Here is a 16855-nt window from a genome sequence, read left to right as displayed (position 1 = left end):
TCATCCCTTCCTAGTTATCTTTCTATTTCTTTCATCTGGTATGCTTCTATAATATCTCCTTCTTTAAGGTCGTTAAACTGACTTAGACCTATACCACATTCATATCCAGTTGCAACTTCTCTTGCATCATCCTTAAATCTTTTTAAAGAATCAATCGTACCTTCATGAATAATTATACCATCTCTAACTAATCTAACCTTTGCATTTCTCAAAATTTTACCTTCTATTACATAGCATCCACCAATTGTACCTGCTCCTGGAACCTTAAATGTAGCTCTTACTTCTGCTTTACCTAAATCCTCTTCTTTAAATTCTGGATCAAGCATACCTTTCATAGCAGCCTCAATATCTTCAATAGCCTTGTAGATAACGCGATAACTTCTTATATCCACATTTTCCTTTTTTGCTAATGAATCAGCACTAGCAGTAGGCCGAACATTAAAACCAATAATTATAGCATTTGATGCTGCAGCTAAATTTACATCTGTTTCTGTAATTGCTCCTACACCGCCATGTATTGGATTTATAACTACTTCATCATTTGATAATTTAATAAGTGATTGTTTAACAGCCTCTACAGAACCTTGTACATCTGCTTTTACAATCAGGTTTAAATCTTTAATTTGTCCTTGTTCCATTTGACTAAATAACGCATCTAAAGAAATTTTTTGACTTGCTTTTAACTGCTCTGCTTTTATCTTATTAATTCTTTTCTCAACAATTGCCCTAGCTATTTTATCATCCTCTACTGCAAATAACTGATCCCCAGCTTCAGGTACTTCAGATAATCCTGTAATTTCTACAGCTGTAGAAGGACCTGCTACATTAACTCTCTTTCCTTTATCGTTCATCATAGCCCTAATCCTACCATGGGTAGTACCAATTACTACAGAATCGCCTATTTTTAAAGTTCCATTTTGTATTAAAATAGTTGCTACAGAACCCTTACCTACATCTAGTTGGGCCTCTATAACAGTACCTATTGCTTTACGATTTGGATTTGCTTTAAACTCCTCCATCTCTGCAACTAATAAAATCATTTCTAATAGAGTATCGATATTTTCACCATTAAGAGCAGAAACAGGAACAGAAATAACATCTCCACCCCATTCTTCTATTAAAATACCATGGTCTGCTAACTCTTGCTTTACTCTATCTGGATTAGCACTAGGTTTATCCATTTTATTAATAGCTATTATTATAGGAACTTCAGCGGCCTTAGCATGATTAATAGCCTCAATTGTTTGTGGCATAACCCCATCGTCAGCAGCAACTACTAAAATAGCTATATCTGTTACCTTTGCACCTCTTGCACGCATTGATGTAAATGCCTCATGACCAGGTGTATCTAAAAGTACTATCTTTTTATCATTAACTTTTACTTCTGAAGCACCTATATGTTGTGTAATTCCTCCAGCTTCTCTAGAGGTTACTTTAGTTTTACGTATCGCATCTAATAAAGATGTTTTTCCGTGGTCAACATGACCCATAACTGTAACTACAGGAGACCTTGGTTTTAAATCTTCAGGTCTGTCAGGCTCTATTTCAATATCATCAATAACATCGTCCATAGTTACATCTTCCAATGGCTCAACTTCAACACCAAATTCTGAAGCTATAATTTGGGCTGTATCATAGTCCAATTCTTGGTTAATAGTTGCCATTATACCTAAACCAATAAGCTTTGTAATTATTTCACTAACATTTTTATCCATAATTTCAGCTAATTCTTTTACTGTTACTTTGCTTTTTAATTGTATCACTCGCTCACCTTTACTTTCTACCCTATCGTCATAATTATCTGCCATAGAATTTTTATTTCTTTTGTTTTTATTTTTATTTCTCTTCTCTTTTTTATTCCTTGTATTAACTATAATATCTTCTTTATTATCTAATGTTTCTAATTTATTTTCATCATGTTGTTCTTGATTAGGTGGCTTTTCTTTTGTATTAGATATTGTCTTTGGTTTACTTTCCTCAGTAAATAATTCAATTAGTATATTTGCATTTTCATCTTCTAATGTACTCATATGGCTATTTACTTCAATAGATAACTCCTTTAACTTTTCGATCAATTCCTTACTACTAATTTCTAACTCTTTTGCCAATTGATATACCCTTATCTTTGACAAATAAATCACCCCCTAATTATTTTCTCTAAAGCAATTCATCTAAATATTTTAATATTTTTTCAGCAAAACCTTTATCTATAACACCTATAATTGTTCTAGAAGTTTTTCCGATAGTATTACCCAATTCTTCTTTTTGTTGCCAAAAACGAATTGGGATATCCCGATAGGCTGCTTTGTCTTTAAATTTTTTTTTAGTATTTTCTGAAGCATCTTCAGCTAGTATTATTAAATGAATAGCATTCTTTTTTAAGTAATTAATGCAAGTTTCATCACCAGATACAATATTTCCAGATTTCGCAGCCAAGGTTAATAAATTTTTAATTTTTATATTCATTTATAACAAGCTCCTTTATGAGATCTTCATATATCTCTTCAGGAATATTTGACTGAAAAGCTCTATTAAAGGCCTTTGTTTTTTTAGCTTTATCAAAGCATTCTTTAGAGTTACAAATATATGCTCCTCTTCCTTGAGCTCTTCCAATAGTATCCACACTTATACTGCCTTGTGAATTATGAACTACTCTTAATAGCTCCTTTTTAGGTTTCATTTCATTACATCCTAAACATTTTCTTAAAGGAATCTTCTTGTTTTTCATTTAATCACCTCAATTAACCATTGACTTGACTTTCACTCTTTATATCAATTTTCCATCCTGTTAGCTTTGCAGCAAGTCTAGCATTTTGACCTTCTTTGCCAATAGCTAAAGAAAGTTGATAATCAGGAACAATAACTTTTGCTGTCTTTTCTTCAATATTAACTTCGCATTGTAATACCTTTGCAGGACTTAATGAGCTAGAAATAAATTCTCTAGGATCTTCACTATACTTAATTATATCAATTTTTTCACCTTTTAACTCATCTACTATAGTCTGCACCCTTGCTCCTTTAGGTCCTACACAGGCACCAACTGCATCCACATTTGAATCCTTAGAATCAACTGCTATTTTAGCACGTGAGCCTGCCTCTCTTGAAATACTCTTTATTTCTACAGTCCCATCATGAATTTCAGGCACTTCAAGCTCAAATAAACGCTTTACTAACCCAGGGTGAGTTCTGGATAAGAGTATTTGTGGACCTTTTGTGGTCTTCTTAACTTCTACTATATAGCATTTAATTCTATCCCCGTGTTGATATTCCTCATTTGGAATTTGTTCACCAGGTCCTAAAATTGCTTCTGTTCTACCTAAGCTAATATAAACATTACCTTTTGCAACTCTAGAAACTTCTCCAGTAATAATCTCTGATTCCCGATTTATAAATTCTTCATAAACAATACCTCTTTCAGCTTCTCTAATTCTTTGTACAACCACTTGCTTAGCTGTTTGAGCCGCTATTCGTCCAAAGTTTCTAGGAGTAACTTCACTCTCGAAAATATCTCCAATCGCATATTTTGAATTGATTTTCTTAGCATCCTCGATATCAATTTCTAATAAATCATCTATTACGTCATCAGTTATCTTTTTTTGAGCGTATACATGAACCTCACCGTTATCCCGATTAATTTCAACTCTTACATTTTGAGCAGAACCAAAATTTCTTTTATAACTAGAAATTAAAGCAGCCTCCACTGCATCAATTAAAATATCTTTAGAAATACCTTTGTCTTTTTCAATCTGCTCAAGAGCCTCTGTAAACTCAGCATTCATCCCTACTAACCTCCCTAAAATTTAATAGCCAATCTTGTTAAAGCTACCTTATCCTTAGGCAACTCTACTAATCCAACATTAGCCACATTGACTTTAATAATATTATTCTCTAACCCTACTAACTCACCCTCTATAATCTTGTTTCCATTTAATGGTTCATATAGTTTCACTTCTACTATCTCACCTTTGAAACGAATAAAATCAGCCTCTTTTTTTAATGGTCTATCAAGTCCTGGTGATGATACTTCTAAGAAATAATTCTCTTTTATAGGATCTTCTCTATCAAGTTCATCGCTTAGCTGCTCACTAACCTTTTGGCAGTCATCCAATGTAATACCACCGGGTTTATCTATATATATTCTTAAATACCAATTAGAGCCTTCTTTTTTATATTCTAAATCTACTAATTCAAATTGTTCATTTTCTATAATTGGTATTACTAATTTTTCTGCAATCTTTTCAACACGATTTTTTGCCATTATATACCTCCTATATTCAGTTTTTATTGTAGTTTTTGTTATTTATTTAAACTTTATACCACTATATGCATACTATATAATAGAAAGAGTGGGAAACTCCCACTCTTTCAAGAATATCATATGTTGTTTGTTACAGTATAACACATATGGTAAAATCATGCAAGTGAAAACAATGAGAGTTGATTAGTTTCGGGTAAATCCTTAATACAACCATGACTAACTAACATTTCTATAACAGTTTTTGTAACTTTCGTTCTATTCCTTAAATCTTCTAATGATATAAATTCTCCTTCTTGTCTGGCATCAACTATACTTTTTGCAGCATTTTGCCCTACTCCTTGCAAACCCTTTAAAGGAGGTAATAATTTTCCATCAACTATCATAAACCTATCTGCATCTGAGAGATATAAATCTACAGGTAATAGATGAATTCCTCTACAGTACATTTCTAAAGCTACTTCTAATACAGTTAGAAAGTTTTTCTCTTTTGCAGTTAGATCATTTCCAATAGACTCCAATTCTTTTATCTTAAGTCTAATAGCATCTTCTCCTTTTATAATAAAATCTGCGTCAAAATCTTCTGCCTTTGTAGTAAAATAAGTAGCATAAAATGCTTCTGGATAATTAACTTTGAAATATGCTATTCTGAAAGACATCATAACATATGCAGCGGCATGAGCTTTAGGGAACATATACTTAATTTTATTACAAGAGTCAATATACCAGTCTGGCACATTATGCTCTTTCATTTCCTGCTCATTCTCTGGAGTTAATCCTTTACCTTTTCTTACATTCTCCATGATTTTAAATGAGGTTTTTGGAGGTAACCCTTTTAAAATTAAATAGTTCATAATGTCATCTCTAGTGGAAATAACATCCTTTAATTCGGCAATATTGTTTCGTACTAAATCTTGTGCATTATTAAGCCAAACATCTGTACCGTGAGATAATCCACTTATACGAACTAGTTCGGCAAAAGTTTTAGGTTGGGTGTCAATTAACATCTGTCTAACAAATTTAGTTCCAAACTCAGGTATACCTAATGTACCAACTTCACATTCAATTTCCTCTGATGAAATTCCTAGAGGCTCAGTACTAGTAAAAATACCAATTGTCTTTTTATCATCTAAAGGAATCTTCTGAGCATTCATATCAGTTAAATCCTCAAGCATTTTTATTATTGTTGGAACATCATGACCTAATATATCTAATTTTAATAACCGCCCACTAATTGAATGATAGTCAAAATGAGTTGTAATTACCCCAGATTTCGAATCATTGGCAGGATATTGAATAGGGCAGAACTTATGTATATCATATGCCGCAGGTACAATCATAACGCCACCAGGATGTTGTCCAGAAGTTCTTTTGATTCCAGTACATCCTGCGGTTAATCTATTTATTTCAGCCATATTATAATGTAATTGTTTCTCATCAATATATTTCCTTACAAAGCCATAGGCTGTTTTGTCAGCAACAGTTCCTATTGTTCCCGCTCGATAAACCTTACCTTTACCAAAAAGCTCTTCTGTATATTTATGGGCTTCACTTTGATATTCTCCAGCAAAGTTTAAATCGATATCAGGCTCCTTGTCTCCCTCAAAGCCAAGAAAAACTTCGAATGGTATGTCGTGACCATCTTTAATAAGTATCTCTCCACATTTAGGACAATCTTTATCTGGTAAGTCAGCACCAGATCCAATAGATCCATCTAGTATAAACTCGGAGTATTTGCATTTTGGACATACATAGTGTGGCGGAAGTGGATTTACTTCTGTTATATCACTCATAGTAGCTGCAAAGGAAGAACCTACTGATCCTCTAGACCCTACCAAGTATCCATCACTTAAAGATTTTGCAACTAATTTATGTGCAATAATGTACATTACAGCATATCCATTATTAATTATTGAATTTAATTCTTTATCTAATCGATTTTTTACTAGTTCTGGTATATTCTTACCATAAATTCGCTCTGCCTTTTCATAGCACATTCTTCGTAGTTCTTCTTCAGATCCTTCAATTTCTGGTGGAAATGTGCCATCAGGAATTGGTAACATATGTTCAATCTCATCACAAATTTTGTTTGGGTATTGTATAACTACTTCTTCTGATTTAGCTTTGCCTAAATAAGAAAACTCTTCAATCATTTCATCGGTAGTTTTAAAGTATAGTGGAGCTTGATCATCAGCATCACTAAAGCCTTGCCCAGCCATTAATATCTTTCTAAATACACTATCTTTAGAATCAAGAAAATGTACATCACCTGTAGCTACAACAGGTAAGTTTAGCTTTTCACCTAATTCTACTATTCTTCTATTTAACTCTCTAAGATCATTATTATCTTTAGCAAGACCCTTTTCAATTAAAAATTTATTATTACCTATAGGCTGTATTTCCAAATAATCGTAGCGCTTAGCTATTTTCTCAATATACTCTACTGGCTTGTTAGAAAGAATACTTTGAAAAAGTTCACCTGCTTCACAAGCTGTGCCTAAAATAAGCCCTTCTCTATATTTATTTAATAAGCTTCTTGGTATACGAGGCCTTTTATAAAAATAGTTTAAATGGGATTCGGAAACAATCTTATATAGATTTTCTAAACCTGTATAGTTTTTTGCTAAAATAACAATGTGATAGGTTTTCAATGTCTTAAAATCAATCTTTGTACTTAAGTGAGTATTTATATCCTTTAAGGATACTATATTTCTTTCTTTCATCATTTCAATAAACTTTATAAACATTTCTGCTGTAGCCTTAGCATCATCTACAGCCCTATGATGATTCTCTAAAGATATATTTAACTCTTTAGCAATAACATTCAATCGATGTCTTTTTAGATTTGGCAAAAGAACACGTGCTAACTTTAAAGTATCAATAGTTATGTTGTTAAACTTCATATTATATCTATTAGCCTTATCTCTAATGAAGCCAGTATCAAAATCAGCATTATGTGCAACTACAGGACTATTTCCAATAAATTCTAAAAACTCTGGAAGAACTGTTGCTATAGTTGGTTTATCCTTTACCATATCATTAGTAATACCAGTTAATTCTACAATTTTTTCTGGAATACTTTTCTCAGGATTTATTAGAGCTGAGAAGCTATCAATAATCATATTGTTTTTTATTTTAACAGCTCCTATTTCTGTTATTTCATCATTTTTACTTGAAAGACCAGTAGTTTCAATATCAAAAATAACAAATTCATCATCTAAAGAATACTCTTCTTCTCCTTCTATCAAGTTTACTTCATCGTCTACCAAATATCCTTCCATTCCATATATTACTTTAACACCATATTTCTTACCTGCATCCATAGCCTCAGGAAAAGCCTGCACTACCCCGTGATCAGTTACAGCTATAGCTTTATGTCCCCACTTAGATGCCTTTTTGATTAGATCAGTAATACTAGCAGTACCGTCCATAGCTGACATTTGAGTATGTAAATGCAATTCAACTCTTTTGTTCTCATAGATATCATCTTTTTCTACTTTTTCTATTTGTATTGCATCAGTTAACATAATAATATTTTCTCTAATAAATTTATCATATACAACATCACCTCGGACTCTAACCACCTGTCCTTTGACGAACATTTCTTCTAAGGCAACTGTTTGATTTTTTCTTTCAAAAATTTTTGCTGTTATGGAGTTTGTATAATCTGTAATATTTATTATAGCCAGTTTTTTACCACCACTAAGTTCTTTAATTTCGATACTAAATATTTCTCCTTCTACAATAACTCTTCCAGAGTCAGTTCTAATATCAATAAGTTTACTAATCTCTCCAGAAAAATTTTTCCCTAATAAAACAGAAGAAGATAATGGAGATTTATGTTCAAAAATTTTGTCCTTTGATTGATCTTTATTTTGTACAGTATTATCCATTGGATTTTGTTTCTTAATTTGGCTAATTAGAGCTAAGTTTTCATTCTCTTTTTGTTGTTCATAGTCTTCTAGAACAAACTCTTTATTTACATTCGTATTTATATTACATTTAATAGATATTTTAAATTGCTTTAGAAAGTAATTTTCAATCTGTGAATCTACTCTTCTTTCCCTCATTTTTTTAGTAATAATACTAGAATTAAAAATGAGTTTTAGAGTAGAATCTGTAATTTCATTATTAATTACACCTTCAATTAAATTAAAAGAAGGAACATTTTTTTGTAAAATATATAGTATGTTCTTCCAATTCATATTAATTAACTCTTCTAAAGAGGTATATTCTACATCGTAGACAAAAAATACTTCCATACTAAAACCTAACTTTTCTTCTATGACCGTTTTTAACTGGTTTAAAGAATTATGTACATTTTCATGATCTAGTATTTCCTTACCAACTAAGTGAATCGAAATTTTTTTACTTTGCTTGAAGTATTGTACTTTCTCTATTAAACAAGATTCATAGGATGGATTTTGTGGTATTCCAAAACCATTTAAAAAATAATTAAAATTAAGACCTCCCAAAGGAGTCATAAAATCCCTCCCTTTTTTAATGTATCCAATATTTAATTATATCTTTGTACATTTTAATTCGCCAAATTGCTCCCTTGGCAAACCCTATTTTTTCTTCCTTTGTTGTATGAGTTACATTTTCTAATATTACATTTTCTACTCTAAGCTTATGCTTTCTAGTCAATTTAGAAAGAGCTACTTCTATTCCATAGCCTGTGATATCCAAATTCAAAATTTCATCAGCAAGATGTGTTTTTATTGCTCTTTGTCCTGACAAGTTAGGTGCAATATATTGTGCTAAATCTGTCACATATCTTCCAGACTTAAAAATCCCTATTGTCATATCAAAGTGCTCTTCCAATAATGGTAAAATTAATGATTTAATATGATTTGGAGTTAGACCTATTAAATCGGCATCTAATAGAACTATAATATCACTTTTATCTTTGCAGTATTTTATTCCTTCTTTAACTGCCGCAGTTTTTCCACTATTTTGAGGCATTTTTATTAAGTCAACATTATACTTAGATACAATATTAGAAGTCAAATCTTCCGAACCATCATCAACTACAATTATATTTGATAACATATCGGTCTTTAAAGCAGGATCAATTACCTTTTCAATTCTTTTTTCTTCATTGTAAGCAGGTATGATGGCAGTCACCTTCACAATGTTCCCTCCCACTACATCTTTTCAATTTCTTCTATCAATGTTGTTAAAATTTCTTCCTCTTTTATCTTTTTTATAATTTCTCCCTTTTTAAATAAAAGTGCTGATCCTGAGCCTCCTGCGATTCCAATATCAGCATCTCTAGCCTCTCCTGGACCATTAACTGCACATCCCATAACTGCAACCTTAATAGGCTTCTTTAGCTTCCCTAACTTTTCTTCTACTTGATTAGCTACATTTATTAAGTCTATTTGACATCTACCACAGGTAGGACAAGATATAATAGTTACTTCATTTTGAATTATTCCTAAGGATTTAAGAAGTTGTCTTCCAGTTCTAATTTCTTCTACTGGATCACCAGTTAAGGAAACCCGTATTGTATCACCTATTCCCATTAATAATAAAGCACCTATGCCTGCTGACGATTTAATTGTACCAGTCCATATTGTACCAGCTTCAGTAATTCCTAAATGTAGAGGGTAATCAACCTGCTCTGACATTAATTTGTAAGCATCTACAGTTAGCTTAACATCACTTGCTTTTAAAGATACTACAATATCTGTAAAGTCCATACCTTCTAAAATAGATATATGCCTTAGAGCACTTTCAACCATCCCCTCAGCAGTAGGATGTCCATATTTGTCTAATATAGATTTCTCTAATGAACCTGCATTTACACCAATTCTAATAGGTATGTTTTTTTCCTTAACTGCTCTAACTACCTCCTGAACCCTTGTAGTTTCACCGATATTTCCAGGGTTTAATCTCAAACCATCAACCCCCTGCTTAATAGATTCTAAGGCTAACCGATAATCAAAATGGATATCAGCCACAATAGGTATGTTGGTTTGAGATTTGATTTTATGTATAGATTGAGCAGACTCCATATTAGGAACAGCGATTCTAACAATATCACATCCTGCATTTTCCAATCGTCGTATTTCATTAACTGTACTAATAACATCTCTAGGGTCAGTTGTAGTCATAGACTGAACTGAAATTGGATTGTCACCACCGACATATACGTTTCCGCACTTAATAACCTTAGTTTTTCTTCTCATTTGTTCACCTTCTATGATTTTCAATATTTTTTATTATTAAATAGTTAATCTTGTATACTTGAAAATTTAATTATATACTTCCTCTAATTAAATTAACTAAATAGTTTTAATATATCTTGATAAGTAACAAATAACATTAGAGTTATCAAAAGACCAAAACCTATTAAATGTATCATACCTTCTTTTTCAGGATCAACGGGTTTTCCTCTTAGCATTTCAACTAATAGAAATAAAATTCTACTTCCATCTAATGCAGGTATCGGTAATAGATTCATTAATCCTAAGTTTACACTTAACACAGCTGTCAAGTTAACTACATCTATCCATCCTGTTCTAGCCACCTGTCCTACTAAGTTTATAATTCCTACAGGTCCCATAATTTCCGCCGCAGCATTAGATTCTCTAGTAATCAATCCTTTTAGAAAACCTAATATACCAGTTGTTATAGCTTTTATTGCTACAAATCCATTTCGAATCGATGCACCTATAGATTTTTCTATAGTAGTTTTGATACCAATTGTTGCCCGATTAGTCTCTATATCCCTAGTAGGTTTTACAGTTTTCTCAATTTTATCACCATTTCTAACAATAGTAATATGTATCGAATTATCCTGTGATTTTCCGATAGTGTCTATAATATTTTGCCAAGTATCCATTTTTTCTCCATTAATAGAGTAAATAATATCTCCGCTCTGTATTCCAGCTGTTTGTGCAGGAGATTGATCCATAACCTCTTGTATTCTTGTAGTTGGTGCTCCTATTGAATAAAAAATAATTGAAAATAATGCTATAGCTAAAACAAAGTTCATAAAGGGTCCAGCAAAAATAACAGATATACGAGCTAAAACTGATTTGTTATTAAAGCTTCTTAAATCATCAGATTTTTCATCTTCACCTTCCATTCTAACATATCCACCAAGTGGTAAGGCTCGAATTGAATACGAAGTTTCACCTTTTTTAACTTGAATAAGCTTAGGCCCCATGCCTATAGCAAATTCATGAACTTTAATTCCTACTAGCTTTGCCACTGTAAAATGACCTAACTCATGAATCAAAACTAGTATACCAAAAACAATAATAGCCACTAAAGCAGTTGCCATAAAACCACCTTCCTATTTTAGTTGATTTTTAATCCAGCTTCTAACCCATTTATCCACTTCTAAAAGTTCATCAACGGTTTTATATGAAAATGGCTCATGTACCGACATTGCCTTTTCAATAAGCTCTGGTATATCATAAAATCTAATTTTATTTTTCAAGAAGTATTCAACTAAAACTTCATTTGCTCCATTTAATACGCATGGCATTGTTTTTCCTATTTTTAATGCTTCATAAGCTAAGGATAAACATGGAAATCTATTAGTATCTGGAGCCATGAAAGTTAATTCTTCTAATTTATTAAAGTCAAGTTTTTCAACATTGCTATTAATTCGTTCTGGATAAGAGAGTGCATATTGTATTGGTGTTCTCATATCTGGCAGTCCCATTTGACTAATGATTGAATTATCTTTATACTCAACCATTGAATGGATTATACTTTGTGGATGAACTATAACATCTATTTTATCCAGTTCTAAATTAAATAACCATCGTGCTTCAATTACTTCTAATCCCTTATTCATTAAAGTAGCAGAATCAATAGTAACTTTCTGTCCCATATTCCATGTTGGATGTCTTAAGGCATCTTCTGCACTTGCTTTTTCTATTTCTTCCTTTGTCCAGTCTCTAAAAGAGCCACCTGAAGCAGTTAAAATAATTCTTGATATATTTTTTATATCTTCTCCTTGTAGACATTGAAAAATAGCAGAATGTTCACTATCTACTGGAATTATTTCAACCCCGTATTTTTGAGCTTCATTCATAACTAACTCACCAGCTACAACTAAGGTTTCCTTATTAGCTAAAGCTATAGTCTTATTACATCTAATAGCCTCAAGTGTAGGTATCAATCCAATACTCCCCACAACTGATGTTACAACTATATTTGCTGAATTTAATGTAGCTACCTCAATTAATCCATCAATTCCAGAAACAATTTTAATCTTCCTACCGACTCTATTAGATAAAATTTCAGCTTTATCTTGATTAAAAATAGCAACGATTTCAGGATCAAATTCATATATCTGTTTCTCAACTTCATCAATATTCTCTAGTGCTGATAATCCGACAACCTTAAATCTTTCTCTATGGTTTTTTACAACATCAAGTGTCTGTTTTCCAATTGATCCAGTAGATCCTAATATACTAATATTTTTCAAATTATCACCTCATATGATTCAATAAAAATTCGTCTAATACTATCTCATCAATTCATGGTACACTTGAACTCTTAACCTTCATTTAAAATTCGAAGTGCTAAAAATACTACTGGCCTACTACTTCTTTAAAATCCTTAAATAATTAAAACATTTCATTTCTTAGACTACAAAATAAGCATGCTAGTATCATGCTTATTTATCTCCTGTTAATTACAAAATTTAAAATAAAATAAATTGTCGGAGCTGTAAAAAGTATGCTGTCAAAGCGATCTAATACTCCTCCATGCCCAGGTATAAGATTTCCAAAATCCTTGATACCAGTATGTCGTTTAATTAAAGAAGCACTTAAATCACCAACTTGCGCAACAATGCTACCAATAGCACCAATAAATGCAACAACAATTATATAGTCTTGTAAAAAGAAATATCCAAATAATACTGATATACTAATACTTCCTAAAACACCACCGATTGCTCCTGCAACAGTCTTTTTAGGACTAATTGATGGACACAATTTTCTTTTTCCAAAAAAGTATCCTGAAAAATATGCAAATGTATCTGTACCCCAAGCAGTGGTAAATACCAACCATATAACTATATTATTTGGTTGTTTACTAATAAGCAAAATACAGCTCAAAAGTAAAGGAACATAGGCTAACCCATATAATGTAACACTAATATCTAAAAAGTTATATTTGCCATATATTAATTGTATGCTATTTAATAGGAAAATTAAAATAAAAAATAATAAAAAAATATAGGATGGACTATAGGAAAAATTCACTAGTACGATTAAAGCTATAGAACCGAGGTATCCTATTACTTCAACAGGGAATAAAGATTTGTTCTTACATGCATTATAAAACTCTCTTAATCCAATTAATGATACAATTAAAATAGCAATAAATAAAGGCATACCTCCTATAAATATTATAGCTAATAAAAATGGTAATCCAATAATTGCACTAACTATTCTCTTGAGCATTTTATCACCCCTATATTCCACCAAATCTTCTTTTGCGATTTTGGTAATCAGATATTGCCATAAGTAAATGCTCTCCTCTGAAATCTGGCCAGTATACATCAGTAAACCAAAATTCTGAATATGCGCATTGCCATAACAAAAAGTTACTTAATCTGATTTCTCCACTTGTTCTAATTAATAATTCTGGATCAGGTACATTTGCAGTATATAGTAAAGAGCTAATTAATACCTCATCTATTTCATCTATTTGTATTTCATTGCTTTTAGCTTTTTCAGCAACTTTTTTTACAGCATTAATAATTTCTGAACGACCACCATAGTTCAAAGCTATATTAACACAAAGTCCATTATTATCCTTTGTTTTAATAGTCGCTTTGTTTATTTCTTCAATTACTTCATCATGAAGTTTATTAATATCTCCTATAGTTTGAATCTTAACATTATTATCATGTAGTTCTGTTATTTCTTTTCTTAAATACTCAATTAGAAGCTTCATTAATAATGAGACTTCGGATGCAGGTCTTTTCCAATTTTCTGTAGAAAAAGCATAAAGGGTTAAATGCTTTATTCCAATATTAGAAGCAGTCTTTATCACATCTCTTAAAGCTTCTACTCCAGCCCTATGTCCGAGATTTCTTGGTAACATACGCTCTGTTGCCCATCTACCATTTCCATCCATAATAATCGCTATATGCTTAGGTATTGAAGCCATATTGATATTAGATGGTATTTTATTGTTGTTAGAACTATTCCATAGATTTTTAAGCATTTTTCCACCCCAATCATTTTTAAACCCCCAGTTAGGGGGCTTAAAAATATGCTATGATTAATTGCAACTTATTATCTTTGTAAATTGTTTGTCTTACAATTCTTGCTTCCTCAGATTTCACATTTTTTTTCCCAAATGTTTCTCTAACAATAATTTCGTAATTATACTCCTTCAATATATGTAAACCTGATTCTAGTCTGTAACCTGTAACATCTGGAATATAATTCAAATTTATACCTCCATAATATCCTGTTCTTTCTTTTCAGTAAGTTCATCTACAATTTTAATAAATTTATCAGTTATTTTTTGAACTTCATCTTGTGCAGTTTTTAATTCGTCTTCAGTTAACTCATTATCTTTTTGCATTTTTTTCAAACGGTCATTTGTATTACGTCTTTCATTTCTTAAAACTATTTTACTATCTTCAGCTGTTTTTCTAGCCACTTTAGTGAGATCTTTTCTTCTTTCTTCTGTTAATTGAGGAATAACAATTCTAATAATTTTGCCATCATTAGAAGGGTTAACTCCTAAGTCTGATTGTAAAATAGCTTTTTCAATATTGTTGATAGATGATTGATCATATGGTTGTATTGTAATAATTCTTGGCTCAGGAGCCGTTACAGAAGCTATCTGCTTAATTGGAGTAGGTGTGCCATAATACTCTACAACAACCCTGTCTAACATTGATGGATTAGCTCGACCAGCTCTAATGCTTGCAAAATCCTCTTTAAGCGCATTAACAGTTTTCGTCATTTTGTCCTCAAGATTTTTATGAATTTCTAACTTCATTCTATCTCCTCCTTATAATAAATTTATATTAACTATAAATATATGTACCTATTTTCTCTCCACATATGACCTTCTTAATATTTTCAGGTTCTTCTAATCCAAAAACTTTAATCGGTATTCCATTATCCATACATAATGATGTTGCAGTCGAATCCATTACCTTTAGTCCCATCTTTAAGACATCTATATATGCTAATTCATCAAATTTCGTAGCGGTTTTATCAAGACATGGATCAGCAGAATATACTCCATCTACCTTTTTAGCTAATAAGATTACTTCGGCTTCAATTTCAGCAGCCCGTAGAGCTGCTGTAGTGTCTGTGGAAAAATATGGGTTTCCTGTGCCAGCAGCAAATATAACTACACGATTTTTTTCAAGATGTCTAACAGCTCTTCTTCTAATATATGGTTCTGCTATTTGTCTCATTTCTATAGCACTCTGAACTCTTGTTAATACACCTAAATTTTCTAATGAATCTTGAAGAGCAAGGGCATTAATGACAGTTGCCATCATTCCCATATAATCAGCAGTAGTTCTATCCATACCTTCACCAGTTCGACCTCGCCAGTAGTTTCCACCGCCAACTACTATAGCTACCTGAACTCCCATATTCACAATATCTTTAATCTGAGCAGCAATACTGCTAACTATATTCGAATCTAAACCAAAGCCCTTATCTCCAGCTAAAGCTTCTCCACTTAATTTTAATAGAACTCTTTTGTATTGAGGTTGTAACACACTCAGTCCTCCTTCACACATTAATATTCGCCAACTGCAACAAAAAACCTTCATTTTACAATAAAAATATTTAATTTATATGACTAATTATTGTAAAAGAGAACACATCTGTGTTCTCTTTTATACAAATATACAAAAAATAATTACTTATTACCTATCTGCTTAGCAACTTCTTCTGCAAAATTCTCTTCTTTCTTTTCTATTCCTTCGCCTACTTCATATCTTGTAAATCTTCTAATAGTGATATTTTCTCCGATTTTAGATATTTTTTCTGTTAATAATTCCCCAATTGTAATATCAGGATTCTTAACAAATGGTTGCTCTAATAAACATATCTCTTTGTAAAATTTTTCAATTCTTCCTTCAACCATCTTATCAACAATTTTTTCTGGTTTACCTTCATTTAATGCTTGTTTCTTTAAAATTTCCTTCTCTTTTTCAATCATTTCTTGATCTACTTGATCACGGCTTACGTATTGAGGATTTGCAGCTGCAACTTGAAGAGCAACATCTTTTACAAAATCTTTAAATTCTTGATTTTTAGCAACAAAGTCAGTTTCAGAGTTAACTTCAACTAATACTCCAATTCTACCTCCGTGTATGTAAGCTTCAACTAAACCTTCAGCTGCTATTCTACCTGCTTTTTTAGCAACAGCAGCTAGACCTTTTTCCCTAAGAACTTCAACTGCCTTGTCCATATTCCCATCTGTCTCAGTTAGTGCCTTTTTGCAATCCATCATACCAGCACCTGTTTTTTCTCTTAATTCTTTAACCATTGCTGCAGTTATACTCATATCTAACTCCTCCTAGCATATTATTAAAGGTAAGGAGTAAGGGAAAATCCCTTGTAGCCCTTACCTTCTATA

The 16855-nt window shown here is 31.7% G+C and carries 16 protein-coding genes; all 16 read right to left on the bottom strand.

All coding sequences use genetic code 11. The features are described 5' to 3' along the window. Positions 1 to 14: 14 nt before the first annotated feature. The gene (gene infB / locus KQI88_RS13645) at positions 15 to 2132 is read right to left on the bottom strand and encodes a translation initiation factor IF-2 (RefSeq protein ID WP_216418225.1); all 2118 of its coding nucleotides are present in this window, start codon (positions 2130 to 2132) and stop codon (positions 15 to 17) included. Positions 2133 to 2157: 25 nt separating this feature from the next. Continuing rightward, positions 2158 to 2466 (bottom strand): L7Ae/L30e/S12e/Gadd45 family ribosomal protein, encoded by a 309-nt coding sequence (locus tag KQI88_RS13640; protein WP_216418223.1) that lies wholly within the window; start codon positions 2464 to 2466, stop codon positions 2158 to 2160. Continuing rightward, on the bottom strand, positions 2450 to 2728 hold the full coding sequence (gene rnpM / locus KQI88_RS13635; protein ID WP_216418221.1) for an RNase P modulator RnpM: 279 nt from the start codon (positions 2726 to 2728) through the stop codon (positions 2450 to 2452). Before rnpM ends, KQI88_RS13640 begins: the two co-directional genes overlap by 17 nt. Positions 2729 to 2741: 13 nt before the next feature. Continuing rightward, the gene (gene nusA, locus KQI88_RS13630) at positions 2742 to 3779 is read right to left on the bottom strand and encodes a transcription termination factor NusA (RefSeq protein WP_216418220.1); all 1038 of its coding nucleotides are present in this window, start codon (positions 3777 to 3779) and stop codon (positions 2742 to 2744) included. A 14-nt stretch (positions 3780 to 3793) separates the two neighbouring features. Further along, positions 3794 to 4258, bottom strand: coding sequence for a ribosome maturation factor RimP (rimP, locus tag KQI88_RS13625; RefSeq protein WP_216418218.1), 465 nt, complete (start codon positions 4256 to 4258; stop codon positions 3794 to 3796). A gap of 155 nt (positions 4259 to 4413) precedes the next feature. After that, positions 4414 to 8739: a PolC-type DNA polymerase III gene (locus KQI88_RS13620; protein WP_216418216.1), complete on the bottom strand. Its 4326-nt coding sequence runs from the start codon at positions 8737 to 8739 to the stop codon at positions 4414 to 4416. A gap of 16 nt (positions 8740 to 8755) precedes the next feature. Continuing rightward, positions 8756 to 9388, bottom strand: coding sequence for a glycosyltransferase family 2 protein (locus KQI88_RS13615; RefSeq protein ID WP_216418214.1), 633 nt, complete (start codon positions 9386 to 9388; stop codon positions 8756 to 8758). A 14-nt stretch (positions 9389 to 9402) separates the two neighbouring features. Next, positions 9403 to 10449 carry a flavodoxin-dependent (E)-4-hydroxy-3-methylbut-2-enyl-diphosphate synthase gene (gene ispG, locus KQI88_RS13610; protein WP_216418212.1) on the bottom strand — a complete coding sequence of 349 codons (1047 nt, stop codon included), beginning with the start codon at positions 10447 to 10449 and terminating at the stop codon, positions 9403 to 9405. A gap of 92 nt (positions 10450 to 10541) precedes the next feature. Continuing rightward, positions 10542 to 11549, bottom strand: a complete 1008-nt coding sequence (gene rseP / locus KQI88_RS13605; protein WP_216418210.1) for an RIP metalloprotease RseP — start codon at positions 11547 to 11549, stop codon at positions 10542 to 10544. A 12-nt stretch (positions 11550 to 11561) separates the two neighbouring features. Then, a complete protein-coding gene (locus KQI88_RS13600; protein WP_216418208.1) occupies positions 11562 to 12707 on the bottom strand; it encodes a 1-deoxy-D-xylulose-5-phosphate reductoisomerase in 1146 nt (381 codons plus the stop codon). A gap of 196 nt (positions 12708 to 12903) precedes the next feature. Further along, positions 12904 to 13692 (bottom strand): phosphatidate cytidylyltransferase, encoded by a 789-nt coding sequence (locus KQI88_RS13595; RefSeq protein WP_216418206.1) that lies wholly within the window; start codon positions 13690 to 13692, stop codon positions 12904 to 12906. A 10-nt stretch (positions 13693 to 13702) separates the two neighbouring features. Then, the gene (locus KQI88_RS13590; RefSeq protein ID WP_216418204.1) at positions 13703 to 14461 is read right to left on the bottom strand and encodes an isoprenyl transferase; all 759 of its coding nucleotides are present in this window, start codon (positions 14459 to 14461) and stop codon (positions 13703 to 13705) included. Positions 14462 to 14501: 40 nt separating this feature from the next. After that, entirely contained in the window at positions 14502 to 14690 is a 189-nt protein-coding gene (locus KQI88_RS13585; RefSeq protein ID WP_216418202.1) for a hypothetical protein, read from the bottom strand. Between the two features lie 2 nt (positions 14691 to 14692). Beyond that, positions 14693 to 15250: a ribosome recycling factor gene (gene frr / locus KQI88_RS13580; protein WP_216418200.1), complete on the bottom strand. Its 558-nt coding sequence runs from the start codon at positions 15248 to 15250 to the stop codon at positions 14693 to 14695. A 28-nt stretch (positions 15251 to 15278) separates the two neighbouring features. Beyond that, positions 15279 to 16010 (bottom strand): UMP kinase, encoded by a 732-nt coding sequence (gene pyrH, locus KQI88_RS13575; protein ID WP_246579306.1) that lies wholly within the window; start codon positions 16008 to 16010, stop codon positions 15279 to 15281. Positions 16011 to 16132: 122 nt separating this feature from the next. Beyond that, positions 16133 to 16783: a translation elongation factor Ts gene (tsf, locus tag KQI88_RS13570; RefSeq protein ID WP_216418196.1), complete on the bottom strand. Its 651-nt coding sequence runs from the start codon at positions 16781 to 16783 to the stop codon at positions 16133 to 16135. Positions 16784 to 16855: the final 72 nt, after the last annotated feature.

It is taken from the genome of Alkaliphilus flagellatus (assembly GCF_018919215.1).
Lineage (GTDB): Bacteria > Bacillota > Clostridia > Peptostreptococcales > Natronincolaceae > Alkaliphilus_B > Alkaliphilus_B flagellatus.
Note: the sequence above shows the minus strand (reverse complement) of the source record. Positions and strands in the feature narration are given on the sequence as shown.

What these genes read in the sequence shown, in the direction of transcription:
- KQI88_RS13640 (WP_216418223.1), bottom strand. Translation starts at nt 2,466, where the DNA reads ATGAATATAAAAATTAAAAATTTATTAACCTTGGCTGCGAAATCTGGA.
- rnpM (WP_216418221.1), bottom strand. Translation starts at nt 2,728, where the DNA reads ATGAAAAACAAGAAGATTCCTTTAAGAAAATGTTTAGGATGTAATGAA.
- KQI88_RS13620 (WP_216418216.1), bottom strand. Translation starts at nt 8,739, where the DNA reads ATGACTCCTTTGGGAGGTCTTAATTTTAATTATTTTTTAAATGGTTTT.
- ispG (WP_216418212.1), bottom strand. Translation starts at nt 10,449, where the DNA reads ATGAGAAGAAAAACTAAGGTTATTAAGTGCGGAAACGTATATGTCGGT.
- KQI88_RS13590 (WP_216418204.1), bottom strand. Translation starts at nt 14,461, where the DNA reads ATGCTTAAAAATCTATGGAATAGTTCTAACAACAATAAAATACCATCT.
- nusA (WP_216418220.1), bottom strand. Translation starts at nt 3,779, where the DNA reads ATGAATGCTGAGTTTACAGAGGCTCTTGAGCAGATTGAAAAAGACAAA.
- tsf (WP_216418196.1), bottom strand. Translation starts at nt 16,783, where the DNA reads ATGAGTATAACTGCAGCAATGGTTAAAGAATTAAGAGAAAAAACAGGT.
- rseP (WP_216418210.1), bottom strand. Translation starts at nt 11,549, where the DNA reads ATGGCAACTGCTTTAGTGGCTATTATTGTTTTTGGTATACTAGTTTTG.
- pyrH (WP_246579306.1), bottom strand. Translation starts at nt 16,010, where the DNA reads ATGTGTGAAGGAGGACTGAGTGTGTTACAACCTCAATACAAAAGAGTT.
- frr (WP_216418200.1), bottom strand. Translation starts at nt 15,250, where the DNA reads ATGAAGTTAGAAATTCATAAAAATCTTGAGGACAAAATGACGAAAACT.
- KQI88_RS13595 (WP_216418206.1), bottom strand. Translation starts at nt 13,692, where the DNA reads ATGCTCAAGAGAATAGTTAGTGCAATTATTGGATTACCATTTTTATTA.
- rimP (WP_216418218.1), bottom strand. Translation starts at nt 4,258, where the DNA reads ATGGCAAAAAATCGTGTTGAAAAGATTGCAGAAAAATTAGTAATACCA.